Genomic DNA, 24,340 nt, shown 5'->3' with positions numbered 1-24,340 from the left:
GAAGCCGCGCCGGCCCGCCTGCCTTCTCCTGCGGCTGCCGGCGCTCCGGCTCGGCTCCGGCCTGCCGAGTTCGGCGGTCGCCTGCACCTGGGTCCGCGGACCGTCCTGGGCCGTGTAGCGACCGCATACCTGGTCATGGGTGCGCCCTGTCACCTGCACGAACGCTTCGTGGAGCGGTCGGCTTACTGGCGGGCCATGTGCATGTGCATCTCGCTCTCCGCATCGACGATGAGGTCGCCGGACAGGTCGACGGTGACGCTGTGGAGGGTGCCAGTGAAGTGGAATGGCGCGTGGTAGTCGGGGGTGACGGCAGACCCGGGGTTGGCGCCGCAGGTCATGCCGCCCGGGTTGATGGCGATCGGGGTGGTGACCGGCATGTCGTTCTGTCCGACGAGGCGGTCGTCGATGTAGAGCTGGGCTCGGCCGGGTGCGCCCTTGCCGTGGGTGATGTCCGGGGCGCCGGTGGGCTCGAACTCGAAACGCAGCGCGTGCCGCCCCTCGGGCAGGGTCTCGCTGGAGACCACGTGGTGCAGGGCCCGCTGGACGAAGTTGTGGGCGTAGTGCAGGTGGTTGTCCTTGACGTAGAGGGACCAGCCGCCGGCGTTGGTGCCCTGGCAGAGCAGGACGCCTTGTGCGCCGCCGGGCGGGATCTCGACGTCGGCGGTGACGCTGTGCGGGCGGTTGAGGAGCCGGGGGGCGACGGCGGCGGGCACGGTCTGGGTGCCGGAACGGAAGGTGTAGCGGGTGCGGTTCTCGGTGATCTGCGGGCGCTCGGTCATGATGCGCTGCAGGACACTGCCGTCGATCGGCATGACGTTGTACTTGCCCGCCTCCACGTACCACAGCGTGATCATCTCGATGAGTTTGCTGCGGTGGTCCCGGGCGAGGTTCTTGGTCTCGGCGATGTCCTCGTCGACGTGGTAGAGCTCCCAGTGGTGAGCGTCGAGGTCGTCGAGGTCCGCCAATGTGATCGGAGTGCCGAAGGGCCGCCCGGCCTCCTGGAATGAGGGGCCGGGCCAGGGGCAGACCGCGCGCCACCCGTCGTGGTCGATCGCCCGGTGTCCGAGCATTTCGTAGTACTGGGTGCGGTGGCGGCTCGCTACGTCGGCGTCGTCGAAGGTGTGTGCGAAGCTGACGCCGTGCAGGGGCGACTGGGTGACGCCCCGAATGGTCGCGGGCGCCTCGATGCCGAGCACGTCCAGGACGGTGGGGACCATGTCGATGATGTGCGCGAACTGGTCGCGGATCTCACCACGGGCCCGGATGCCGTCGGGCCAGTGCACGAGGAACGGGTCGCTGACTCCGCCGCGGTAGGTCTCCCGCTTCCACCTCCGGAACGGCGTGTTGCCCGCCCACGTCCATCCCCACGGGTAATGGTTGAACGTGGCCGGGCCACCGAGCTCGTCGATCCGCGCCAGGCTCTCCTCCAGCGTCTCGGGCGCGTTGTTGAAGAACTGCATCTCGTTGGTGGTGCCGGTCACCCCGCCCTCGGCGCTCGCCCCGTTGTCGGACACCACCATGATCAGCGTGTTGTCGAACTCGCCGGTCTCCTTCAGGAAGGCCAGCAGCCGCCCGAGGTGGTGGTCGGCGTGGGAGAGGAATCCTGCGTAGACCTCCATCAACCGCGCCGCAAGTCGCTTCGCCTCAGCAGACAGCGACTCCCACGCGGGCACGTCCGGATCGCGCGGGGACAGCTGCGCGTCCGAGGGCACCACGCCGAGCTGCTTCTGCCGGGCGAAGGTCTGCTCGCGGTAGGCGTCCCAGCCGTCGTCGAACCGTCCCCGGTAGCGATTGGCCCACTCCTGCGGCACGTGGTGCGGGGCATGCGTCGCACCGAGGCACAGGTTCAGGAAGAACGGCTTGTCCGGGGCCACCTGCTTGGCGTCGGCGATGAACGACATCGACCGCTCCACCAGGTCCTCCGTCAGGTGGTAGCCCTCCTCCGGCGTGGCCGGCGGCTCGACCTGGTGGTTGTCGTACACCAGGTCCGGATACCACTGGCTCGTGTCGCCGCCCAGGAACCCGTAGAACCGCTCGAAGCCCCGCCCCAGCGGCCACCGGTCGTACGGGCCCGCAGCCGACTCCTGCTCCGAGGGCATCAGATGCCACTTGCCGACCATGTACGTGTTGTAGCCGTGCTGCAGCAGCATCTCCGACAGGAACCCGTTCTCGAACGGGATCTGCCCGTTGTAGCCCGGGTAGCCGGTGGCCAGCTCCGTGATCGCCGCCATGCCGTTGGCGTGGTGGTTGCGGCCCGTGACAATGCACGAGCGCGACGGCGAGCACAGCGCGGTGGTGTGCATATTGCTGTACAGCAGCCCGCCCGCGGCCAGAGCATCCAGGTTCGGCGTCTCGATCGGACTGCCGTAGCAGCCCAGCTGCCCGAACCCGGTGTCGTCGAACACGATGAACAGCACGTTCGGCGCACCCGCCGCCGCCCGCACCGGCTGCGGCCACGCCGGACCCGACTCATCAGTCGTCCGACCGATCACCCCCGGGAACCGCTGCCCCGGCCGGTACTCATTCCGCGACGGTTGCGCCATTCGAGTTCTCCATCCCACCGACCGGCCGGTGATTCTTGTGCGGCTGTTCCACGCTAGGCCGCCACCACCGCCCCCGCGATCGGAGTGCGCTGTCTGGTCCTTCTCTGTACGACTGAGAGCTTGGCGGCCGTCCGGCTTCACGCACGAGGTGGTGTTCCGGCGGTATCCCGACTGCCAGGAGCACAACATAGTGCGCGAGATCATTCATCGTTCGAGAGCCACTTTCGATACACGGCCCAGTATTCCGTGCTCGTGACAGATACTTTGCATTAATGAACACACATGCTTTCGTCGTCCGCTGCAAGTCCTGCGGGGCCTCAGGCGCGCATCGTCCGATACTGCGACGGGGTGCATCCCACGATTCGACGAAAGCTCCGCGAGAAGTGTCCCGAACCGGAGAATCCGCAGCACTGGCCGATGCGGGCGATCGTATCGTTGCTGTTCTCCAGATACTTGCGTGCCAGGTCGATGCGGAGTTCGGTGAGATAGCGGTAGGGCGTGGATCCGGTGGTGGCCTTGAAGCAGCGTACGAAGTGGAAACGGCTGAAGGAGACGAGGGACGCCAGGTCGTCGACTGAGATGGGCTGGCCGATATTCTCCCGCATATAGGTCAGAATCGTCTCCAGTTGTCGTGAGCCCAGCGCACCGGGCGTCTTCGCCGAGCCGGTGGTGTGCGGTGCGAGAACATGGGCGGCGATGAACTGGGCCGCCGACTGCGCGTACAGGTCGTCCGCACCGACCTCGCTCGCGACAGCGACCGCCTTCACCATCGCCGCGAGGACCGGGTCGAACCGCATCGCCGGATACCTGTCACGCAGTTGAGAGACGCGTGAGCGCAAGTCCTCCTCGCCGACGAACCGGTGCAGCGTCTCGAGTGGAACGGTGAGTGAGGCGATCGTCGCAGGCTCGTCCCCCTTGGGTGCGACGACCAGCGTCCGGCTCAGTCCCGGAGGGATGACGCACACGTCGTCGGGCAGCGGGAACGTCTCTTTGACGGCAAGAGCGTCGCGCTCCCCGCGAATTCCCAGAAGGCCGCTCACATGGGCGTTCAGCGTGATTCCTGGCGACGCCGGAAGATGAAGCGAGTGGAGGCCCTTCTGAAACGTCCTCTTCCGCACATGGAGGCAGCGCCACGTTCCACCGCCCACCCCGCTGGTTACCTCCAACGCCTGCTTCCCCTCTTCCGCTTGCTAACCGCTTTCGGCCCAGGTGCCGTATCAAGAGTGCATGCGCACCAAAGGTGCTCGCAAGGCGACCGGTGCCGGATTAATTCTCCTCGCGCCGGAATAATTCGTCCGGCGGCAATCAGATATTGACCGGCGCAGAACCATGCTGACACGCTTCTCGCATGATTCGCACTCGTCAATTGCTGACAGGAATAGTCGGCGTGGCGGCGCTGGTGTTCGCCGCCCAGAGCGGAGTGAGTGCGGCGACGAACGGCGCCGCCACCACGACCGACGCTGCCGCTACGACAAGCCCAGCCACCACGACCCCGGCACCGTCGGCCGCAGCCGCCGCCGGTCGACCGAACATTGTCTTCATGCTCACCGACGACATGTCCTCCAACCTCCTGCAGTACATGCCGGAGGTACGGAAGCTCCAGTCGCAGGGCACTTCGTTCAGCGACTACGTGGTGAGCAACTCGCTCTGCTGCCCGTCCCGTTCGTCGATCTACACCGGTCTGTACCCGCACAACACCGGCGTCCTGGGCAACGAAGGACCGAACGGCGGTTTCGACGCCTTCCACAACAACGGACTGGAGCGGGACACGTTCGCCACGGCCCTGAAGGCAAAGGGCTATCGCACCGCGATGATGGGCAAGTACCTCAACGGGTACGACCCCACGGACACCGTGGACGGGCAGCAGCCGTATGTGCCGCCGGGCTGGAGCCAGTGGGACGTCGTCGGCAACGGCTATAGGGAGTACAACTACAAGCTCGCCCACAACCACAGGATCGAACCGCACGGGAACCAGAACAAGGACTATCTGACCGACGTCCTCAGCAAGAAGGGCCAGTCGTTCATCGAGAAGTCCGCAGCGGCGAACAAGCCGTTCATGCTGGAGGTCGCGCTCTTCGCTCCGCACGGTCCGTCCAAGCCGGCACGCCGGGACAAGCACGATTTCCCCGGGCTGAGCGCGCCGCAGGGCCCCGCCTTCGACAAGCTGCCGACCAACGCGCCGCCGTGGCTGGCCAGGCAGGACAAGCTGACCGAGCACGAGAAGAACACGATCGACAAGAAGTTCCGCAAACGCGCACAGTCGCTCCAGGCGGTCGACAAGATGCTCGGCAAGCTGCGTCAGACCCTGGAACGGGCCCACGTCGCCGACGACACCTACGTTGTCTTCAGCTCCGACAACGGCTTCCACCTTGGCGAATACCGGCTCAAGGCCGGTAAGCAGACGGCCTTCGACACCGACGTCCGAGTACCGCTGGTGATCGCAGGCCCCCACGTCGCCGCCGCACAGACGAGCCATGCCCAGGTGTCGAACATCGACTTCGCCCCCACCTTCCAGAAGATCGGCGGCGCACCGGTGTCGTCCCGCGTGGACGGACACAGCATGCTCCAGCTGCTGGACGGCGGATCGGACGCGGGCTGGCGCACAGCCAACCTGATTGAGCACCAACACGCCAAGCAGTCGCCGGGCGACCCCGACAACCACGGCGGGGAGAGCATCAGCCCGCCCGACTACCACGCCATGCGCACCGACTCCCACACCTACCTCGAGTACGACAGCGGCGCGAAGGAGTACTACGACCTGCGCACCGACCCCGACCAACTGCACAACATCGCCGACCGGTTGAGCGGGGCCCGGCTGGCGAAGTTGCACGATGCGCTGATCCGGCTGGAGAACTGCCGCGGCGACGGCTGCTGGAGTGCGGGACACGCGTAGGCCCTTCTGCCCACGGCCGTCCGGCCAGGGCACCGATGTCAGTTCTCCCGTACGGGGTCTCGCACGGAGACCCCGTACGGACCCGTATGAGAAAGGACGCGGACATGCACAGTGGCAAGCTCTCGCGGCACGTCATCCCGGCGACGCCGGCGACCGCGGGCCTCACCGCGACCGTGGCGATGCGGCGACCGCACACACCGCGACGCGTCACCCCGTGGGTGCCATCGAGGACTGCTGCTGAAGCAGAGCGATGGCGCCGAGGGCGGTACCGGCATCACCGAGTCCGGCCGGAAGTACCCTCGGCCACCCGCACGAGCGGGGCGCCACGTTCGCATTGAGCTTGCGCTCGATCGGCTCCATCAGGGCCGGACCGGCCTCGACCAACTCGCCGCCCAGGACGATCACATCCGGCCCGAGGGCATGACACACATCTGCCAGCACCCGGCCGACGTACCCGCCGACCTGCGCCAGAACCGCATGCGCGCCCCTGTCACCCGACTCCAACGCGGCCACCAGCTCCGGCACATCCGCCACCGCACACCCCGCGGCGCGACAGGCGTCGAGTACGGCTTCGATTGACGCCACCGTCTCCAGGCACCCGGTCCCGCCGCACTCGCAGGCAGCGCCGTCCGGGTCCACGGTGATGTGGCCGAACCTCCCAGAATTGCCGTGAGCGCCGCGATGCAGTGCGCCGGCCACCACGAGACCGCCCCCGACACCGTGGGACAACCGCAGGTACAGCACGTTCTGCCAACCTGCTGCCGCGCCGCAGATCGTCTCGGCCAGTGCCGCCAGCCGGGTGTTGTTGTCGATGAGCACCTGTGACCCGAAGCGCTCGCGCACCAGCGCCGCCACGGTGTCGTGCGGGGGCGCCCACGGTGAGCGACGGTCCGGTGGGCCGACCGGTCCGACCGTCCCCACGCCGATGCCCTCCAGGGTGCCCGATCGCAGCGTCCCGTCCGTCAGCCCGTCCGCAAGCTGCCAGGCGAGGTCGATGCGGGTCTGCCACGGCGTGTCGGGGCCGTGCTGCTCACCCGCGGTGCCGGCGATCTCGTGCGCCGCGTCCATCGCCGCCACCCGCACCGCCCGACGCGCGAACTCGATGCCCAACAGCCGGCCGGCCCCAGGATTCAGGGCCAGCACCTCCGCCGGGCGACCTCGCTTGCGCCGGGCCGCCTCCGGAACCGACGCGACGACGGTGCCCTTGTCCATGAGGGCTCCGACGATGTCGTAGAGCGTGGTGCGGGACAGGCCGCACAGGGCCCCTAACTCACCCCGCGTCAAGGGGCCGTGCTCGCGCAGAAGACGCAGCACCAGGGCCTCGTGCATTGGACGAGGCCGGGACGGAGCGCCTCGCTGTCCTCGCCGTCCCGGCTGTCCTGGCATGGCGATCGAGCTGAAGGACCGTGTCGTCTCAGTCGGCATGGCGAAAGTGGCGTTCCCCTCTGTGATCACAGCTGTGACGTGCTGGGACGCAGGTGTGTCCGTCGTCCCGTGGCGCGAGGAAGCTAGACGGTGTCCTTGTGGGAATTCTGTGGGCTTCCGATGTGCGGCTCCGCCGGTCCGGTGTGGTGGACCCCCGGTGTGACACGCCCCTCACCGTTCTCGACATGTCATTTCTGTCATCACTTGGCGGAAAAATTCACCGTGCGTAACGTCCCTCTTTGCCGGAGGTGAACCGGTCGATGCCCGGAGGCAGTTACGGGCGTCGGCTGGTGCCGGCCACAGGCGGGACTGTTCCCGCCGGACCCCAAGAGGCGTCGTACGCGCGCCCGTCTCCCACCTGTTTTCTGTCCGTCTTCCGCCACTCACGGCGTAAGGAGAGGAACCTCGGTATGACCTCGCCCTACTCACACCTGTTCACCCGCCGCACACTGCTCACCTCGATGGCCGGTGCCGTCGCGGCCGGATCGACCCTCGTCTCCGCCGCCCCGCGTGCCGTGGCCGAGTCCGACGCTGGCCCGACCATGGACTCCACCGCAGACCTCGCCGCCGCGGCCGCTCAGGGGCTGCCGCTGACGATCGTCAACAACAGCGGCGAGTTCGCCAACCACTCGGTCCACCTGTATATCGTGGGCAGCAAGGGAGGCCGACAGGTGCGGGTCACCCGGCGCGGCACCCTGGCCCCCGTCAAGCTCTCCGACAACCACGCGGGCGGCTTCACCGACTACGCCATCCCGATGGCCGCCCGGGGAAAGACCACGCTGCGACTGCCGTCCATGTCCGGCCGCATCTACGTCGCACTGGGCCACAAGCTGAAGTTCAAGGCCGTCATGGGCGCCGACGGAAAGGTCGCCCTGCAGCACCCGGCGGGCTGGGTGGAGTCCGACCCCAACTATCCCGTGCTGCACGACTTCGTGGAGTTCACCCACAACGCGTCCGGCATGTACTGCAACACCACCATGGTGGACATGTTCAGCGTGCCGATGACGATCCGGCTGAACGGAGCGAAGGACCACAGCACCGGCCGGATGCGCGACGGTGGCCGCGCCCGGGTCTTCCACGCCCTGCGGAACCACCCTGACTTCTCGCGCCTCGTCGTGGGGGAGCGGCGCGTCATCGCCCCGAGCCACGGCCTCGACACCGGCCGGTTCCCCCAGCACTACTTCGACCACTACATCGACAGGGTCTGGCACACCTACCAGAACAAGAACCTCATCGTCAGGACGAACGCCGGCACCTTCACCGGCCGGGTCAGCGACCACCGCCTCACCTTCACCGGCCCGGCATCGGTGTCCTTCGCCAAGCCCTCCACCCGTGACGTCCTCTTCTGCGACGGGGCGCTCGCCGCCCCCAACGACGGGACCACCGGCCCCGTCGCGGCCGCCCTGGGCGCCGGCTTCAACCGCTCGACGCTGCTGAGCCACCGCAAGCAGCCCACCACCCACGCGGCCGCCTTCTACGACACGACCGTCACCAACCACTACGCCAAGGCCATCCACGCCGCGACCACCAACGGCAAGGCCTACGGCTTCGCCTTCGATGACGTCGCGGACTGGGCCTCCTACATCGAGGACGCCAGGCCCCGGCACATGCACCTGACGCTGACCCCGTTCTGATGCGCCCGTTCCTCCACGCAGCAAGCGACCACAGAGGGAGTACCAGGTGAAGAGATTCCGCGAGTTGCTTTTCGCGGCCGCGCTGTGCGTCATGCCGGTCCTCGCGGGCGCCGGAGCCGCGCACACCGCTGCGGCCGACGCATCGCGCACCGCGCCCAGCGCCACCGCGCTCACCGCCTCGGCAGCCACGCCCGCGGCCCGTGCGGCCGCCGGCGCGCACACGGTGACGTTCGTGAACCGGTCCGGGAAGAAGCTGTGGATCGGCAGCACCGTCAACAAAGGGGAGCCCGACGGCAATTCGAAGAACTTGAAGTCGCTCCCTGTGCTCAAGCCCGGGCAGTCGGCGACCGTGACGATCCCGGAGAACAAGGCGCCCCACCACTGGCGCGGCAAGTTCTTCGCCCGCCAGGGGTGTTCCGGCAAGTCGGGGAGTAGCTTCCACTGCGCCATCGGCGACTGCGGGAAATTCGCCAAGCGCTGCGTGACGGGTGAACAGCCGGTCAGTCTGGCCGAATTCAACTTCGACAAGAAGGACGCCGACGCACCCTGGTACGACGTCAGCTACGTCAACGCCGTCTCACTGCCGATCACGATCGCACCCAAGGGCGCCGAGGAAGTCACCCAGAACGGCCCGTGCTCCAAGCAGGGTTGCAGGAAGAACCTGCTCCGCTACTGCCCGAGGACCGATCGGGTGCACAACTCCGACGGAATGACGGTCCTGTGCGTGAACCCCAGCCGGGATGCCCCATCCGCCTACAGCGACGCCGTCAAGAGGCACTGCCCCAAGGCGTATGCCTGGTCCAAGCAGGACACGGAGACCGGCAACAGGACAATGCGGCAGTGCAGCAAGTGCAAGGGCTTCGTCGTGACCTTCTGGTAAGGGCTGTCCCGTAAATGATCTTTGAGTGGCTGGGGCAGGGTCGGGCGGGTGCGGTCCACTCGCCTATCCGGCGAGGGCGAGGTTGTGCATGCGGGCGATGCCGCGCATGGCGTGGTGGACTCCGTCGCCTTTGAGGCGGCAGTCGCGGAGGACCTTCCAGGTCTTCATCCGGGCGAAGACGTGCTCGACGCGGGCGCGGACCTGCTTGTGGGACTTGTTGTGCGCTTCCTTCCAGTCGGGCAGGTCTTCACCCATGCGTCGGCGATGGGGCATGACGAGTCCCGTGCCGGGATAGCCGCCGTCGGCGATCGTGAGTGTCCTGCCGACGGCGGCCTTGGCGCCTGATTCCTCCCACGCCTTGCAGTCGTTGCGGTTCCCGGGCAGCGGTCGCCCGACCATGACGACGAGCCGGGTGTCGGCGTCGATGACGACCTGGTGGTTGGTGGAGTACCGGTAGTTCTTCGACTGCGCAGCGATGGTGTGGTCGCGGGTGGGGACCAGGGTGCCGTCCACGATGAGCACGGTGTCCTTGGCGAACCGCTTGCGGGGCTGGAGCGCGAGCATCGGCCCGAGGTGGTCGATGATGCGGTCCGCTGCCGATTTGGACACCCCGAACAGCGGAGCGAGCTGGCGCATCGTCAAGTTCGTGCGCCAGTACGCCGCGACCAGCAGTGCCCGGTCCTCCAGCGGAAGGCTCCATGGCCGGCCCCTGCGGACCGCGTCTGCACCCCCGCGCCGCAGTACGTTCACCAGCTTGCCGAACAGGCGAGGGCTCAGACCGGTGAACGGGGCTATCCAGGACGGCTCCGACGCCGTGATCACACCAGCCACCGCAAGATCGTCTCATCTGCCGGTGGGGCAGTTGGCGAGCCAGTCTGCTTGTTCTGCACGATTGACGCCGGCATCGCCGTCCACCACGTAGGCCAGTGCCTCCGCGAAGGTCGACCCCAGGAGCCAGAGGGAGTTCGGCCCGACGGCGACGACGCGCCCGCTGGCCGCGATATACGACCTGAACTGGACCGACCACATGCCCAGAGGGCTGTAGTTCTCTGCGTATCGGTGCCTCAGCTTGGACGCTTCCGCGGTGGTGTCGACGCAAGCGTCAACGGGGTCTACGTGCAGTGACGAGGCAGGGACGCGAGCGGGGCAGCTCTTGATCGTCAGCTCGCCGAACTCGGCCCAGACCCCGACCGCCGTGTCATTGAGCTCGAACCCAGCGGCTGTCAGTTGCTGGGCCCAGTCCCCTGCGGCGATCTTGCGGCCTGCTGTCCACCCAGCAACGCCAAGCGCGTCCAACACCGACGGACCACAGCCCGTCAACGACTCACTGATGTGTTCTATGCGTCCCCCATCCCCTCGGCTGTGTCTGTTGCCCGAAGTCTGCCGCACATACGGACCAGCAGACAGGGCTACCGGTCGCGGAAGGTACGGAGATCGTTTACGGGACAAGCCTTAGTCGCTCCAGCCGGTAGATCGGTGCAGCCGAGGCCGCGCCGGTAAGCACACTCACGCCGTCCGCCGTCACCGTGACGCTCTTGCATGTGCCGGAGTCGCCGATGAGGCGGAGTGGTAGGCGTCGCCGGCCTGGGCGGCCGGGTCACCATCGCAGGACGGCCTCCGGGTCACGCGCCGCGGCGTATGCGTATTCCCAGAAATCCAAGTGTCCGATGGCCAGGTTGACATGCACCTCGTTGACCAGCGTGGCCAACAGGCGGAACGTGCAGCCGAGTTCCTCGTCGCCCTCGTCCAGTACCTCGGGCCTGGTCGAGATCGCGAGGAGGGTGTGGTCACCTCTCATGGTCGCGGCGTCGGCAATGAACACCACTTCGAGCGCCGGGTCGGCGGCGACGGTCGACAGGGCCACTTCATCGGGGCTTGCGCCGATGAAGGCGGGGTCGTCCACGAAGTGGGATCGGATCTCGAACTCGCCGTCGGGCTGATCGACCAGTTCCACGACTGCTCGCCACGCCTCGTCGTCCGAGTGGTCTGTGCGCACGACCAGGGCCTCGGTCTCGTAGTCATGACCTGCACGGTTGATGATGGGTCGCATCCCACTCCTCTCCTTCGCACCGATGAATCACTGGCTCCGTGGGCATGCGCGCCACATTGGCTGACGTTCCATCAGTCGCGTTGTGAATTGTTGCTGCGTCACCGGCAGTTGTTGCGCTGTGACATTCCGAGCAACAACTGCCGCTCTCCCAGCAATTTCTGAAACCTTTCTCGGGGCGTTGGCATGTAGCTTCATCACCGGATTACCGATGGGCAACCCGCCTTTACCTCAAGGAGTTTCCATAGTGCGAAAGCCAGGTGCCGTCCACGCCGTGCTCACCGCCGTACTGATAGCGATCTCCGCGATCAATCTGAGCGTCACCACGGCGTCCGCGGCAGAGCACAGGGGCGGATTCGTCGTCAGCAAGGCGCAGTACAACAAGATGTTCCCGCACCACAAGAAGCTCTACACGTACAAAGGCCTGGTCAAGGCGATGAAGGCGTTCCCTGCCTTCGCGCACACGGGCGACGCCAAGACCAGGAAGCGTGAGGCCGCCGCCTTCCTCGCGAACGTCAGCCACGAGACCAGCGGACTGATCTACATCAACGAGCAGAACAAGGCCGCCTGGCCGACCTACTGCGCAGACGAGCCATACGGCTGCCCGGCCGGCCAGTCCGCGTACCACGGCCGGGGCCCGCTCCAGATCAGCTGGAACTACAACTACAAGGCCGCGGGCGACGCGTTCCACGTCGATCTGCTGCACCACCCCGACCTCGCGGCGAAGAACTCCACCGTGACCTGGAAGCTCGCGCTCTGGTACTGGATGACCCAGTCCGGCCCCGGCACTATGACGCCGCATCACGCGATGGTCGAGAGCGGCGGCTTCGGCGAGACGATCCGCAGCATCAACGGCGGCATCGAGTGCAACGGCGGTAACCCGGCCGAGGTGCAGGACCGGATCGCCAAGTACAAGAAGTTCACCAGGAAGCTCCACGTCGGCACCGGCAAGCACCTCAGCTGCTGACGAGGGAGACGTCATGCGGAAGATTCATGCCCTCGCCCTGTCGTTCCTGCTGTCGGCCGCGCTCGTGGCCGGCGGCCAGGGTGATGCGTCCACGGCGGTCGCGGCGGAAAGCCATTCCGCCACCACAGCCGCAGCCACCGCCGCAGCGAAGAAGAAGGGCATCAGCGCCTGGAAGTTCCGCGGTGTCACCAAGTCGCTGGCCGACTCGAACGTCGGCTGGTTTTACACCTGGTCGTCGAGCAAGGGCGGCATCAAGCCGCCGCGCGGTGTCGAGTTCGTACCCATGATTCACGACGCGGGCTCGGTAACCGAGAAGGAGCTCGGCCGAGCCAAGAAGCAGGGCAAGACCCTGCTCGGCTTCAACGAGCCGGACAGGCCGGATCAGGCGCACATGACCGTGAACCAGGCACTCGACCTGTGGCCCCGGCTGCAGTCGACCGCTATGCGTCTGGGCGCTCCCGCCGTGGCTACCGGCGGAGATGTCACCGGCGGCTGGCTGGACCGATTCATGAAGGGGGCCGCGGCACGGCACTACCGGGTCGATTTCATCCCCCTGCACTGGTACGGCGCGGACTTCGACGCCCACCGCGCGGCACGTCAGTTGCGCAGCTACATCGAGGCCGTGCACCAGCGCTACAAGAGGCCGGTCTGGCTCACGGAATACGCCTTGACCGACTTTTCGTCCAGCACCCCGCGCTATCCGAACAAAGCGCAGCAGGCGGCATTCGTGAAGAAGTCGACGGTCATGCTCCAGCACCTGCCCTACGTCCACCGATACGCGTGGTTCACCCTCTCCACAAACCGCGGCGACGGCACCGGCCTTTACCACAATGCGCGGGCCAACCGCGTGGGCGCCGCCTACCGCTCGGCAGGCTGAACAAAAGTGAGCCCCCGCCCCCTTCCGTTCAACGGCAAGACAGATCAAGGGAAACGAGGCAAAGAACATGAGTAGGCGCATCCTGCAAGCCTCCGTCGCGGCCGGAGCAGCCGCGCTGACCGTAATGGTCGCCCTCGCTCCGGCGAGTTCGGCCGAGCCCCACTCCGCACAGGCACACAGAAGCACGTGCTGGGCAACGCACTACGGCCCGATACCCCCCGGCAGCACCACGGCCAACGGCGACATTTTCGACAACAGCAAGAACACCGCGGCGACTTCGCTGACGCGCAGGCACCAACTGCCGTTCGGCACCCGGGTGAAGGTCACCAACGTGGCGAACGGCAAGTCCCTGGTCGTGCGCATCAACGACCGCGGCACCTTCAGGCACACGAAGCAGGAACCCAAGTGTCTGGACCTGACCGACGGAGCCTTCCGCCGGCTCGGCGGCAGCCTCAATCCCGACGCCGGTCACATCGTCGTAAGGCAGAAGGTCCTGAGGTGACCGGGCAGGTGCGGCCGCCGTACGGCGGGGCGGGGGTGAGGTTGATCGTGCCGGTGACGATGCCCTCGAGCTTGGCCCCGCACAGATTCACCCAGGTCGCGACCCGGCTCTGCGGCTTCTCGTGCGGGCCGGCCGCGTAGTACAGATCGCGGGTAGCGTCGTGCGCGAGGGCGCTACTCATACTCCAGCAGGATCTCGCTGCCTGACGGCGGGTTTCGCTCGGCGGCTGGAATGTAGCTGGTCGCGGAGTGGTCGGGGCGGTCTCACGGAGGCCGCCCCCTCGAACGTGCGGCTACGCCGCCGCAGGTAATGGCAGTGGCGGGCGATTGCTCGGCGTCGCCGGCGCCAGTGTGACCAGCTCATCGCGTGGCGTCGGCCTCCGCGTCCGCGCCGCCTGTCGACCCAGTCTGGTCGCTGTTGCCGAGGAACTGGGCTACCTCGGCAACCGTCCTTCCGGACGCGACGAGATCGAGAACCCTGCGGGTCGTCGGGTGCGACGGGTCAGCAAGTCGCCAGGGCGTCAGATCACCGGTCGATGGTGGCCATGTTCGCCTCGTCGTGCCGCTCGCCCGCGGCCGGCGTCAGGCTGTTCAGGCGGTCGAGCTGGGCAGCGCTGAGTTCGATGCCGTCAGCGGCGGTGTTCTCTTCGACGCGCGTAACCCGCCGGGTGCCGGGGATGGGGGCGATGTCGTTGCCGCGGGTCAGCAGCCACGCCAGCGCGGTCTGGGCCGGGGTGGCTCCGATCTCGGCGCCGATGGCCTGTACTTCGTCGACGATGCGCAGGTTGCGCTGGAAGTTCTCGCCGGTGAAGCGCGGGTTGGTCTTGCGCCAGTCGTCGTCGGCGAAGTCGTCGACGGTGCGGATCCGCCCGGTCAGCATGCCGTGCCCGAGCGGGGAGTAGGGCACGAATCCGATGCCCAACTCGCGCAGCAGCGGGAGGATCTCGGCTTCGACGTCGCGGGTCCACAGGGAGTATTCGGTCTGCAGCGCGGCCACCGGGTGCACGGCGTGTGCCCGGCGGATCGTCTCCGGGCCGGCCTCCGAGAGTCCGATGTGGCGCACTTTGCCCTCGGCGACCAGTTCGGCCAGCGCGCCGACGGTCTCTTCGATGGGCGTGTTCGGGTCGACGCGGTGCTGGTAGCAGAGGTCGATGTGGTCGGTGCCGAGCCGCAGGAGCGAGCCTTCGACCGCGGTCTTCACGTTTCCGGCGCTGCTGTCGATGACGCCGGGGCCGTCGCCGGCGTGGGAGACGAGGCCGAACTTCGTCGCCACGACGACGTCGTCACGCCGGCCCTTGATGGCCTTGCAGACGACTTTCTCGCTGTGGAAGGGGCCGTAGATCTCGGCGGTGTCGATGTGGGTGACTCCGAGGTCCACCGCCCGGTGGATGGTGCGGATCGACTCGGCGTCATCGAGCCCCCCGCCCGTGGTGTAGGTGCCGGCCATGGTCATGGCTCCCAGGCCGATGCGGGAGACATCGAGCCCGCCCAGTGATACGTGCTTCATCGGGTACTCCTTCTCGTGACGGCCGTCGGGCCGGTCGGTGGTCGTGATCAGTGGGGTGTGCCACCAGCTGGTGGGCCGTGCTTCGGTGCTCCACGCGCCGCTGGCGCGGGCGCCGTTGCCCGGGTAGCGGAGCAGCGCCGTAGGTGCACCCGACGGCTGCCGACCTCGGCCGGGGCATGGTGCTCAGGCGTGGGCGTCGTCGTAGGCCAGGCTGTCGCCCAGTTCTCGGGATGCCTCGGCCTGGGCGAGGAGTTCCTTCGCCTTGGCCTCGGCAGCTTCGATGGCGTCGGCACCGGCGACGAATCGCAGCAGCGGCTTCTCCTGCTGGGCGATGGTCAGCAGGGCGCGGGCGAGCTTGGCGGGGTCGCCGGGCTGCCGGCCGTTCATGCTCTTCATGCCCTCGATCCTCGGGACGGTGCGCGGGGCGTAGTCGTCGATGGACAACTCGGGCCAGGTGGTGGAGCCGTCCACGAGGAGTTCGGTGCGGAAGTAGCCGGGCTCCACGATCGTGGTGTGGATGTTGTACGGCTCGACGTCGTAGCGCAGGGACTCCATCCAGCCCTCTTCCGCGAACTTGGAGGCGGCGTAGGCCGAGGTGAATTCCATGCCGACCAGGCCGGCGGTCGAGGTGATGGTGATGACGTGGCCGTCGCGCTGCCTGCGCATGATCGGCAGGACGGCGCGGGTGACGTTCATCGGGCCGAAGAGGTTGGTGTCGAACTGCTGGCGCATCTGCGCGGGCGAGATCTCCTCGAAGTAGCCGGTGAAGAGGTTCCCGGCGTTGTTGATCAGGACGTCGATCCGGCCGAAACGGTCGACGGCTGCCTGCGCGGCGGCCTCGGCATCCTCCAGGGTGGTCACGTCCAGCCTGGTGACCAGCAGGTTGTCCTGCGGCCCACCGAGGGTCTTCTCGACCTCTTCGGGGCGGCGGCCGGTGGCGACGACCTGGTGGCCTGCGGCGAGGGCTTCGCGGGCGATGTCCGTGCCCAGACCGCGTCCGGCACCGGTGACGAGAATGACCTTGCTCATGGGGTTTCCTTTCAGGCGCCGTGATCCGGCACCCGCGGTGTGCGGGGTGATGCGTGCAGCGCAAAGTGCGCCGCGGAGGGGGCTGGGTCGGCGGCACGAGCGCCGTCTGTCTGGACGGTTCACACCGCCGTGGGCGGTGCACCACCAACAAAACCGGCTGTCACGCGAGGGTGGGAGTCCCTGATGAGGGGGTCACTGACAGGGACCCCCAACCCGGCGGACGCGCTCGTAGAGTGAAGCGCATGGCAGGCAGAAACGACCCACATGGCGGCAACCGCGATATCCGTGATGATTTCCGTGCGGAGATCCGGGAATTCCTGGTCACGCGACGGGCCAGGGTCACCCCCGAGCAGGCCGGACTGCCCCTGTACGGCGGAGAGCGCCGACGGGTCACCGGGCTGCGCCGCGAGGAGGTCGCCCTCCTCGCGGGCATCTCCAGCGAGTACTACACCCGGCTGGAGCGCGGCAACGCCACCGGAGTCTCCGAGAGCGTCATCGAAGGCATCGCTCAAGCACTTCAGCTCGACGAGGCCGAACGCATCCACCTGCTCGACCTCCTGCGCGGCGCCGGCACGACCCGTCCGCCACGCCGCCGCCCGGCCCAGCAGCGGGTCCGGCCCGCGGTGCAGCGCGTGCTCGACTCGATGGCCGGCACACCCGCGTTCATCCTCAGCGGACGCGGGGACATCCTGGCCGCCAACCACCTCGGGCGCGCCCTGTTCTCACCGGTCTACGCCAATCCGGTACGGCCGCCGAACAACGCCCGGTTCGTCTTTCTCAGCCCGCACGCGACCGAGTTCTTCCGCCACTGGGACGAAGTCGCCAACGACACGGTCGCCATGCTGCGCGCCGAGGCCGGCCGCGATCTCTACGATCGACGGCTGACGGACCTGATCGGGGAGCTGTCGACCCGCAGCGAGGAATTTCGTCGCCGCTGGGCGGCCCACAACGTCCGGATGCACACCACGGGCGTGAAGCTCCTCCACCACCCGGTGGTCGGCGACCTCGACCTGCCCTTCGAAACCTTCCCGCTCCCCGACGGCCCCAGCCAGTTCCTCCTCACCTACACCGCCGAGCCCCACTCACCCTCGCAGGACGCCCTGAATCTGCTGGCCAGTTGGGCCGCGACCAACGACGACATCGAGCGGTCCGCGTCGACCGCCGACCCCCAGCCCGCCGACTCGGGCGAGACCCCCGACTGACCGACGCGGCAAACCATCCCCCACATTCACGACGGGGGACGAAGTCAATGTGTCCACGCAAGGGCAGGCCATGGTTCCTTCCGGTGGAGGACCAGGTGCTGGGTGGTGATCCGCCCCTGCCGGCTGCCGAAGTCCCCGCCCTTGACCTGCACCCGAAGTCCCGGCCCTTGACCTGCGTTTCCGGACACCGGGCGCCGGCCGCGGCAGGGGAGCAGGTGCTGCCGCGTCGGCGCGTGGCCGTTTTCCGCGGTGCCGGTGTCCCCTTGTTCGCAAACTGTGATGATCGGCGTTTCCGGCTTTCTCACCTGCACTGTCGTACGCCCTGCCACGATCTGGGCACACCGTGTATACACGCCGCGTATACACGGTGTGTAGAGTGTCGGTCATGTCCATCGGTCACACCCTTTTAGGGCTCCTGGAGTCCGGCCCGCGTCACGGTTACGACCTCAAGCGGGCCTTCGACGAGAAGTTCGGTCACGACCGGCCGCTGCACTACGGCCAGGTCTACTCGACAATGTCCCGGCTGCTGAAGAACGGTCTCGTCGAGGTCGACGGCATCGAGGCGGGCGGCGGCCCGGAGCGGAAGCGGTATGCGATCACCGACGCCGGGATCACCGACGTACAGCGGTGGCTGGCGACCCCGGAGAAGCCGGAGGAATACCTCCAGTCCACGCTCTACACCAAGGTCGTCCTCGCCCTGCTCACCCGGCGCGACGCCGCCGAGATCCTCGACATCCAGCGCTCCGAACATCTGCGCAGCATGCGGATCCTCACCGACCGCAAGCGCAGGGCGACCTGGCGGATCAGCTGATCTGCGACCACGCCCTGTTCCACCAGGAAGCCGACCTGCGCTGGCTGGAGCTGACCGCCGCCCGACTCGACACCCTCCGTGAGGCTGTGACCCGATGACGACTTCTCCCCCCGGCCCCCTGCTCACCGCGCACGGCCTGCGCAAGGCGTACGGACCGACCCGCGCGCTGGACGGCGCCGAGTTCTCCATACACCCCGGCGAGGTCGTCGCCCTCATGGGCCCCTCCGGGTCCGGCAAGTCCACGCTGCTGCACTGCCTCGCGGGGATCGTGCCGCCCGACTCCGGGTCGATCACCTACAACGGGCGCGAACTGACGAAGATGAGCGATGCCCAGCGCAGCGCGCTGCGCCGCTCCGAGTTCGGATTCGTGTTCCAGTTCGGTCAGCTGGTGCCCGAGCTGACCTGTGTGGAGAACGTCGCCCTGCCGCTGCGGCTGAACGGCTCCACGCGCAAGGACGCCGAGCGGACCGCGCTGGGCTGGATGGAGCGCCTGGAGGTCGAGGACCTCAAGGCCAAGCGTCCCGGCGAGGTCTCCGGCGGCCAGGGCCAGCGCGTCGCGGTGGCCCGCGCGCTGGTCACCGGACCGCGCCTGCTGTTCGCCGACGAACCCACCGGCGCGCTCGACTCGTTCAACGGAGAACGCGTGATGGAACTGCTGACCGAGGCGGCCCGCTCGACCGACGCCGCCGTCGTCCTGGTCACCCACGAGACACGTGTGGCCGCCTACTCCGACCGCGAGATCGTCGTCCGCGACGGCAAGTCCCGCGACATGGAGCGCGCCGTATGAGTCCTCGCCAGTGGGCCACGGACCTGGCCATGGGGGCCCGCTTCGCCGTCACCGGCGGTCGCGAGGGCTGGGTTCGGGTGACGCTCACCGCCGTCGGCGTCGGCCTCGGCGTGGCACTGCTCCTGCTGTGCACCGCCCTGCCCAACGTGTTCGCCGCCCGCAACAAGGTGGAGGACGCCCGCTTCGACTACAGGTACTCCGACAAGGCCCCGCCGAAGGCCGACAACACCTTCCTGATCGCCGTCACCGACACCGTCTGGCACGACGACGACGTCCGCGGCCGGCTCCTCGAGCCCGAGGGAAAGCGGGCGCCGCTGCCCCCGGGGGTCGACAGCTTCCCGGGCAAGGGCGAGATGGTGGTCTCCTCCGCGCTGGGGGACCTGCTCGCCTCGGACGGCGCCAAGCTGCTACGGGAGCGGCTGCCCTACAAGATCATCGGCACGATCGGCGAGAGCGGACTCATCGGCTCCCACGAACTGGCCTACTATGCGGGCGCCTCGGGGCTGAAACTCACCGACTTCTCCCCGGTGCACCGGCTGACCGAGTATGGCCGCCCGGACGCCACACCCGAGAAGACCGACCCGGTGCTGCTGCTCATGGTCCTGGTCGTGTTCGTGGTGCTGCTGACTCCGGTCGCGGTGTTCATCGCCGCCGCCGTCCGCTTCGGCGGCGAGCGCCGCGACCGCCGGCTGGCCGCGCTGCGCCTGGTCGGCTCGGACAGCCACATGACCCGGCGGATCGCGGCCGGCGAAGCACTCGCCGGAGCCCTGCTGGGTCTGGTGGTCGGCACCGGCTTCTTCCTCCTGGGCCGTCAGACGCTGGGCTCCGCCGAGGTGCTGGGCGTGAGCGTCTGGCCCAGCTACCTCGATCCCTCCCCGGCGCTCGCCGCGCTGGTCGCGGTGGCGATCCCGGTCGCCGCCGTGCTCGTCACGCTGCTCGCGTTGCGCGGCGTGGTGGTGGAACCGCTCGGCGTCGTGCGCGCGGCCAGGCAGCGCCGCCGCCGGCTGTGGTGGCGGCTGCTGCCGCCGCTGGCCGGCCTCGCGATGCTCTACCCGATGCTCGGCAAGGGCCGCAAGAACGGCGACTTCAACCAGTACCTCGTCATCGGCGGCGTGTTGCTGCTGCTGATCGGCATCACCGCGCTGCTCCCCTGGGTCGTGGAGGCGGTGGTCGTGCGCCTCGGCAAGGGCGCGCTGTCCTGGCAGCTGGCGGTACGGCGGCTGCAGCTGAGCAGCGGAACCGCGGCACGTATGGTCAACGGCATCGCCGTCGCCGTGGCCGGAGCCATCGCCCTGCAGATGCTGTTCACCGGAACACAGAGCCAGTACACCAAGGCCACCGGCCAGGACCCCGGCCGAGTCCAGATGCAGGTCGACTTCAGCGACCGCAAGCCGCTGTCCGGCATCGAGCGCGAATTCACCGGCACCAAGGGGGTACGGGCCGCAGTGGCCCTGGCCTCCTCGCAGTACGGGCAAGCGCGTCGCAACCCGGAGAACACCAACGGCCTCACCGTGGGCAACTGCACCGCCCTGCGTGAACTCGCCACGCTTCCCTCCTGCAAGGACGGCGACGTGTTCGTCACGCGAACGAGGAGCCACTACATCACCCCCAGCAACGCCGAAGAAATCGCCGTGGTGAAGCCCGGCCGACAGCTCTACATCGACCCGTCGTACGACGACGCCACGGAACGCGGCATCGAGGTGCCCTGGACCGTTCCGGCGAACGTGCGGGTGGTCAACGTGCGCAAGGACTCACTGCAGGACGCCAACGGTCTGCTGGTCACCCCCGCCGCCCTGCCCGCCAAGGCCGCGCCCGCGTTGTACTCGGACGGCGTCTACCTGCGTCTGGACCCGTCGGTGCCGGGCTCACGGGAGTACATACGCAACGTCGTCGCCCGAATCGACCCCCTGGCAGCCACCTACAGCTGGTCGGCGACCCAGGAGGACGCCAAGTACACCTCCATCCGCACCGGCCTGTTCGTCGGCTCCGCCTTCGTGCTGGCACTGATCGGCGCCAGTCTGCTGGTCTCCCAGCTGGAGCAGCTGCGCGAGCGCAGGAAGCTGCTTTCCGCGCTGGTCGCCTTCGGCACCCGGCGCCGCACGCTGAGCCTGTCGGTGCTGTGGCAGACGGCCCTCCCGGTCGGACTCGGCCTCGTACTGGCCACAACGGTGGGTATCACCCTCGGCTCGGTGCTGCTGAAGATGACCCGCACACCGGTCGCCATGGACTGGGCGAGCGTCCTGACCATGACCGGCGTGGGCGCGGCCGTGGTCGGCGTGGTCACGCTGCTCAGCCTGCCGCCGCTGCTGCGGATGATGCGCCCGGAAGGCCTGCGCACGGAATAAGTAGGACGGCTCCACTGATTGGACAGTCCCACACGCGGATCGCCGCGGCCTCCAGGGCGTCGAGGCGCCCAGGTGCAGCCGCTGCGGACGAGCCTCGCGTCCCCTTGACCACGGCCTCGGGGGAGGCAACGTCTGCAGCGGCTGCTACGCCCGCGCGAACACGCCCCGCGCCAAGTGCACCGAATGCGGCCGGCTGATGCAGCAGTCGTCATCACGAACTGGTACGGAGAACTGGTCGCCGGGCAGTAGCCGCCGAAACAGCGCTCCGATAGCGTACCGACCAGACGGTATCAATGGGGGTCCCTCACTCGCCGTTGTGTGCTCGATGAACAGCATCGTTCCATCCGCCGCAGGACGGAGAGCCGCTCATGACGCAGAACTTGGACCGCGACAGCCTGGCCCTCGTGCGCAAGACCTGGAGAACTCTCGAGCCCTACCATGGGGCTGTCTACTTCTCGCCCGAAGCCGCAGGGCTGTACGCCGAGTTGGGCGTGGACGCCAGGACGGGGTACTTCGCATCCCGCTCCGCCGCGCTCGGCGCCGCTCCGGCGGATCTGGTCGTCGCCACGTTCTACAACTTCAATCCCCAACTCGTGCGCCGAGCCATACCCGCGGCATGGGAAGCGGCCACGCCGCAGCGGTTCGCTGCCGCCCGGCTCACCGGGATCGATGCCACGCTCCGCCGCATCCTCGGCGCCGACGTCTCCTCACCAGCGCTGGCCCGCGCGGCGGAACTGGCTCGTACCGCGGCTGAGGTGACCGTGCACCATCCGCAAGGCCGCCCCCTGTTCGCCGCGCACGCAGCACTGCCGTGGCCGAGCGCACCCCACTTGGTGCTCTGGCACGCGCAGACTCTGCTGCGGGAGTTCCGTGGCGACGGGCATGTGGCGGCACTGCTGACTGCCGGACTGAGCGGGATCGAGGCTCTCGTCACGCACGCCGCCGGGGGCGACATCGACGCAGAGGTGCTGCGCGCATCGCGGGCATGGACGCCGGAGGAGTGGGGGCAGGCCGTGGAGGGTCTGCGTGAGCGTGGATGGCTCGACGACGTGTCCCACCTGGCTCTGACCGAGGAGGGTGCGCGGCGCAGGGCGGAGATCGAGGACACCACCGACAGGCTGGCCGCCCTGCCCTACATCACGCTCGGTCCGGCCGCCTGCGCCGAACTCAGCTCGCTGGTGCGGCCCTTCAGCCTGTCCGTGGCCAAGGAGCTTCTGCCGTGGGCAGTCGACCGCCTCAGCGAAGAAAGCACATGAGAGAAGAGGACGAGGTCGAGGAATCTCGACACGGGTCGTAGCGGTCGCCACAGGTGTGGCGGCCACTCGCTCCACCTTCCGGTCCCCGCCCCTGCCCGGAACGGCCTCGTGGCCACCGCCCTGCATTCCGACCGGTTCCTCGGCCTCGAGCAGGGCACCGGCGATCGCCCGGAGTCCAGCATGCCCGTCACGTACGACAGCACCCCGGACCTCGAGGTCGGTGCCCGGGTGTTCGCCGGTACCGAACGGGCCCGGCCGGCGCGCCTGGCCGACGGCGCACGCGTGGCCCCGCCGCGGGCACGCGACGGGGCCACGTGTGTGACCAAGGCCGGTCAGGGCTGTGCGGTGAGCGCGAAGCTCTGCGCCGCCGAGCCGTCACAGGCCCGCTGGGTGAGCTGCACACTGTTCGCGGCCGAACCCGCTGCGGTCAGACACTTGCCGCTGTGCCGTGCGGTGAAGTGATAGCGCCCGCCGCTCTCCTGCACCGGCTGCCACTGCTGGTTCAGGCCGCCCGACCAACTCCACAGCTGCAGAGTCGCGTTGTCAGCCGTGGACCGGTCGGTCACGTCGACGACCTGCTGCGGATTCGGACGGATCGTGATCCGCGTGTAGCCGCTGTCCGTCGAGCGGAACTGGAACTGCTGCGCCTGCGTCCCGTTGCAGGCGTACTGCTGGATCGCGGTCCCGTTGGCCGTGGCGGCCGCCCGGGCGTCCACGCAGGTGCCGTTGCCGGCGTTGGCCAGGGAGTACCAGGTGGTCTCGGAGATCGGACCGGTCGGCGGGACCGACCCGCCCGCTCCGCCGAGCCACTTCAGCCCGTCCAGCAGGAACCGGTTCTGGGTCGCGCTCGCGAAGGTCGACGACAGGGTGGTGTTCGTTGCGTAGTCCATCGCGTTGTGGCCGAAGTTGGCGTACAGCATCTTGTACTTCGTGTTGGTCCACAGGATCGGGTAGTAGCCGCTGTACCAGGTCTGGTTCGGGTCCGTGCCCAGCGGGAAGCTGCTGGGGTCGATCGAGGCGAGGATCCGGATGTCCGGGTTCTGCCGCAGGTCGTTGGACCAGCTGTACCACTCGCTGACCGACGAGGTGAACGTCGCCGGAAGGTTCACGGTGGAGGGATGGGTCCGGTCCTCCACCTTGAGGACGGCCGTGGTCGGCCCCCAGGTGTTGGACCGGAAGTTGCCGGTGCCGAGGAGCTGGTTGTGGTACCAGGGCCAGCTCTGCGCGTCGGTGGTGAAGGCGGAGACGTGGAAGCCCATCCAGGCGCCGCCGGCGCGCATGTACTGCTCGAAACCGGTGCGTTGGGCGGCGGTCTGCGGCAGGTCGTCGAGGAACAGCACGACCTGGTAGGCGTTCACGCCCCCGTTGCTGAGCAGGTCCCAGTTGTTGCTGGCCGTGTAGGTGAAGCCGTTGGCCGCGGCCTGCTTCGGGAACCAGTCGTTGGCCTCGTGGACGAAGCTGATGTGGGCCGCGTCCCAGGTGCCGTTGTAGAGGGCGAGCACCTTGAAGGGTGCCGCCGAGGTGTTCGCGTGCGCGGCCGGCGGTGAGGCCAGGCCGAGCAGGCTCGCCAGCAGGACGAGGAATCCGAGGATCCCGCGTGCCGGACCGGATCTGCTGATGTGCATCGGACGGTCCT

The 24,340-nt window shown here is 68.1% G+C and carries 19 protein-coding genes and 1 pseudogene; 11 read left to right on the top strand and 9 right to left on the bottom strand.

Annotation, left to right across the window (positions count from 1 at the left end; translation table 11 throughout):
* Positions 1–182: 182 nt before the first annotated feature.
* Together OG985_RS05035 and OG985_RS05030 are read right to left on the bottom strand one after the other, a co-directional pair.
* Positions 183–2,417, bottom strand: coding sequence for an arylsulfatase (locus tag OG985_RS05035; protein ID WP_371666991.1), 2,235 nt, complete (start codon positions 2,415–2,417; stop codon positions 183–185).
* 443 nt (positions 2,418–2,860) lie between these two features.
* Entirely contained in the window at positions 2,861–3,709 is an 849-nt protein-coding gene (locus tag OG985_RS05030; protein WP_371666990.1) for an AraC family transcriptional regulator, read from the bottom strand.
* A 182-nt stretch (positions 3,710–3,891) separates the two neighbouring features.
* Between OG985_RS05030 and OG985_RS05025 the strand changes: the two genes are divergently transcribed.
* Positions 3,892–5,436, top strand: coding sequence for a sulfatase (locus OG985_RS05025; RefSeq protein WP_371666989.1), 1,545 nt, complete (start codon positions 3,892–3,894; stop codon positions 5,434–5,436).
* Between the two features lie 207 nt (positions 5,437–5,643).
* On the opposite strand, the gene OG985_RS05020 is transcribed toward OG985_RS05025, so the two are convergent.
* Positions 5,644–6,765, bottom strand: a complete 1,122-nt coding sequence (locus tag OG985_RS05020) for an ROK family protein (protein ID WP_371666988.1) — start codon at positions 6,763–6,765, stop codon at positions 5,644–5,646.
* Positions 6,766–7,271: 506 nt separating this feature from the next.
* Here OG985_RS05020 and OG985_RS05015 point away from each other — a divergent pair.
* Together OG985_RS05015 and OG985_RS05010 are read left to right on the top strand one after the other, a co-directional pair.
* Positions 7,272–8,495 carry a beta-1,3-glucanase family protein gene (locus OG985_RS05015; RefSeq protein ID WP_371666987.1) on the top strand — a complete coding sequence of 408 codons (1,224 nt, stop codon included), beginning with the start codon at positions 7,272–7,274 and terminating at the stop codon, positions 8,493–8,495.
* A 46-nt stretch (positions 8,496–8,541) separates the two neighbouring features.
* Positions 8,542–9,375, top strand: a complete 834-nt coding sequence (locus OG985_RS05010; RefSeq protein WP_371666986.1) for a thaumatin family protein — start codon at positions 8,542–8,544, stop codon at positions 9,373–9,375.
* Between the two features lie 63 nt (positions 9,376–9,438).
* Here OG985_RS05010 and OG985_RS05005 read toward each other — a convergent pair whose 3' ends face one another.
* From OG985_RS05005 to OG985_RS04995, 3 genes are all read right to left on the bottom strand, one after another.
* Positions 9,439–10,206, bottom strand: coding sequence for a transposase (locus OG985_RS05005; RefSeq protein ID WP_371666985.1), 768 nt, complete (start codon positions 10,204–10,206; stop codon positions 9,439–9,441).
* A gap of 12 nt (positions 10,207–10,218) precedes the next feature.
* Entirely contained in the window at positions 10,219–10,674 is a 456-nt protein-coding gene (locus tag OG985_RS05000) for an SUKH-3 domain-containing protein (protein ID WP_371666983.1), read from the bottom strand.
* 298 nt (positions 10,675–10,972) lie between these two features.
* On the bottom strand, positions 10,973–11,425 hold the full coding sequence (locus tag OG985_RS04995) for a hypothetical protein (RefSeq protein WP_371666982.1): 453 nt from the start codon (positions 11,423–11,425) through the stop codon (positions 10,973–10,975).
* Positions 11,426–11,666: 241 nt separating this feature from the next.
* Here OG985_RS04995 and OG985_RS04990 point away from each other — a divergent pair, with 241 nt between their 5' ends.
* The 3 genes from OG985_RS04990 to OG985_RS04980 all read left to right on the top strand — a co-directional run bounded on the left by OG985_RS04990 (position 11,667) and on the right by OG985_RS04980 (position 13,768).
* Positions 11,667–12,389, top strand: coding sequence for a chitinase (locus OG985_RS04990; protein ID WP_371674262.1), 723 nt, complete (start codon positions 11,667–11,669; stop codon positions 12,387–12,389).
* 13 nt (positions 12,390–12,402) lie between these two features.
* Positions 12,403–13,266, top strand: a complete 864-nt coding sequence (locus tag OG985_RS04985) for a glycoside hydrolase family protein (RefSeq protein ID WP_371666981.1) — start codon at positions 12,403–12,405, stop codon at positions 13,264–13,266.
* Between the two features lie 67 nt (positions 13,267–13,333).
* On the top strand, positions 13,334–13,768 hold the full coding sequence (locus OG985_RS04980; RefSeq protein WP_371666980.1) for a septal ring lytic transglycosylase RlpA family protein: 435 nt from the start codon (positions 13,334–13,336) through the stop codon (positions 13,766–13,768).
* 525 nt (positions 13,769–14,293) lie between these two features.
* On the opposite strand, the gene OG985_RS04975 is transcribed toward OG985_RS04980, so the two are convergent.
* Together OG985_RS04975 and OG985_RS04970 are read right to left on the bottom strand one after the other, a co-directional pair.
* Positions 14,294–15,274 carry an aldo/keto reductase gene (locus OG985_RS04975; RefSeq protein ID WP_371666979.1) on the bottom strand — a complete coding sequence of 327 codons (981 nt, stop codon included), beginning with the start codon at positions 15,272–15,274 and terminating at the stop codon, positions 14,294–14,296.
* 183 nt (positions 15,275–15,457) lie between these two features.
* Entirely contained in the window at positions 15,458–16,303 is an 846-nt protein-coding gene (locus OG985_RS04970; protein ID WP_371666978.1) for an SDR family oxidoreductase, read from the bottom strand.
* A 242-nt stretch (positions 16,304–16,545) separates the two neighbouring features.
* Here OG985_RS04970 and OG985_RS04965 point away from each other — a divergent pair, with 242 nt between their 5' ends.
* From OG985_RS04965 to OG985_RS04945, 5 genes and pseudogenes are all read left to right on the top strand, one after another.
* Complete coding sequence (locus tag OG985_RS04965; RefSeq protein ID WP_371666977.1) at positions 16,546–17,505, top strand: helix-turn-helix domain-containing protein; 960 nt, start codon at positions 16,546–16,548, stop codon at positions 17,503–17,505.
* Positions 17,506–17,890: 385 nt separating this feature from the next.
* Positions 17,891–18,414, top strand: a pseudogene (locus OG985_RS04960) (PadR family transcriptional regulator).
* Complete coding sequence (locus tag OG985_RS04955) at positions 18,411–19,103, top strand: ABC transporter ATP-binding protein (RefSeq protein WP_371666976.1); 693 nt, start codon at positions 18,411–18,413, stop codon at positions 19,101–19,103. Before OG985_RS04960 ends, OG985_RS04955 begins: the two are co-directional and overlap by 4 nt.
* Positions 19,100–21,448: an ABC transporter permease gene (locus OG985_RS04950; protein ID WP_371666975.1), complete on the top strand. Its 2,349-nt coding sequence runs from the start codon at positions 19,100–19,102 to the stop codon at positions 21,446–21,448. Before OG985_RS04955 ends, OG985_RS04950 begins: the two co-directional genes overlap by 4 nt.
* Before the next feature lie 368 nt (positions 21,449–21,816).
* Entirely contained in the window at positions 21,817–22,704 is an 888-nt protein-coding gene (locus OG985_RS04945; RefSeq protein WP_371666974.1) for a hypothetical protein, read from the top strand.
* A 332-nt stretch (positions 22,705–23,036) separates the two neighbouring features.
* Here the strand turns inward: OG985_RS04945 and OG985_RS04940 are convergent, their stop codons facing one another.
* The gene (locus OG985_RS04940; RefSeq protein WP_371666973.1) at positions 23,037–24,329 is read right to left on the bottom strand and encodes a ThuA domain-containing protein; all 1,293 of its coding nucleotides are present in this window, start codon (positions 24,327–24,329) and stop codon (positions 23,037–23,039) included.
* Positions 24,330–24,340 lie beyond the last annotated feature (11 nt).

Origin of the sequence: Streptomyces sp. NBC_00289 (genome assembly GCF_041435115.1) — a bacterium.
Lineage (GTDB): Bacteria > Actinomycetota > Actinomycetes > Streptomycetales > Streptomycetaceae > Streptomyces.
This window is presented reverse-complemented; position numbering and strand designations above follow the sequence as displayed.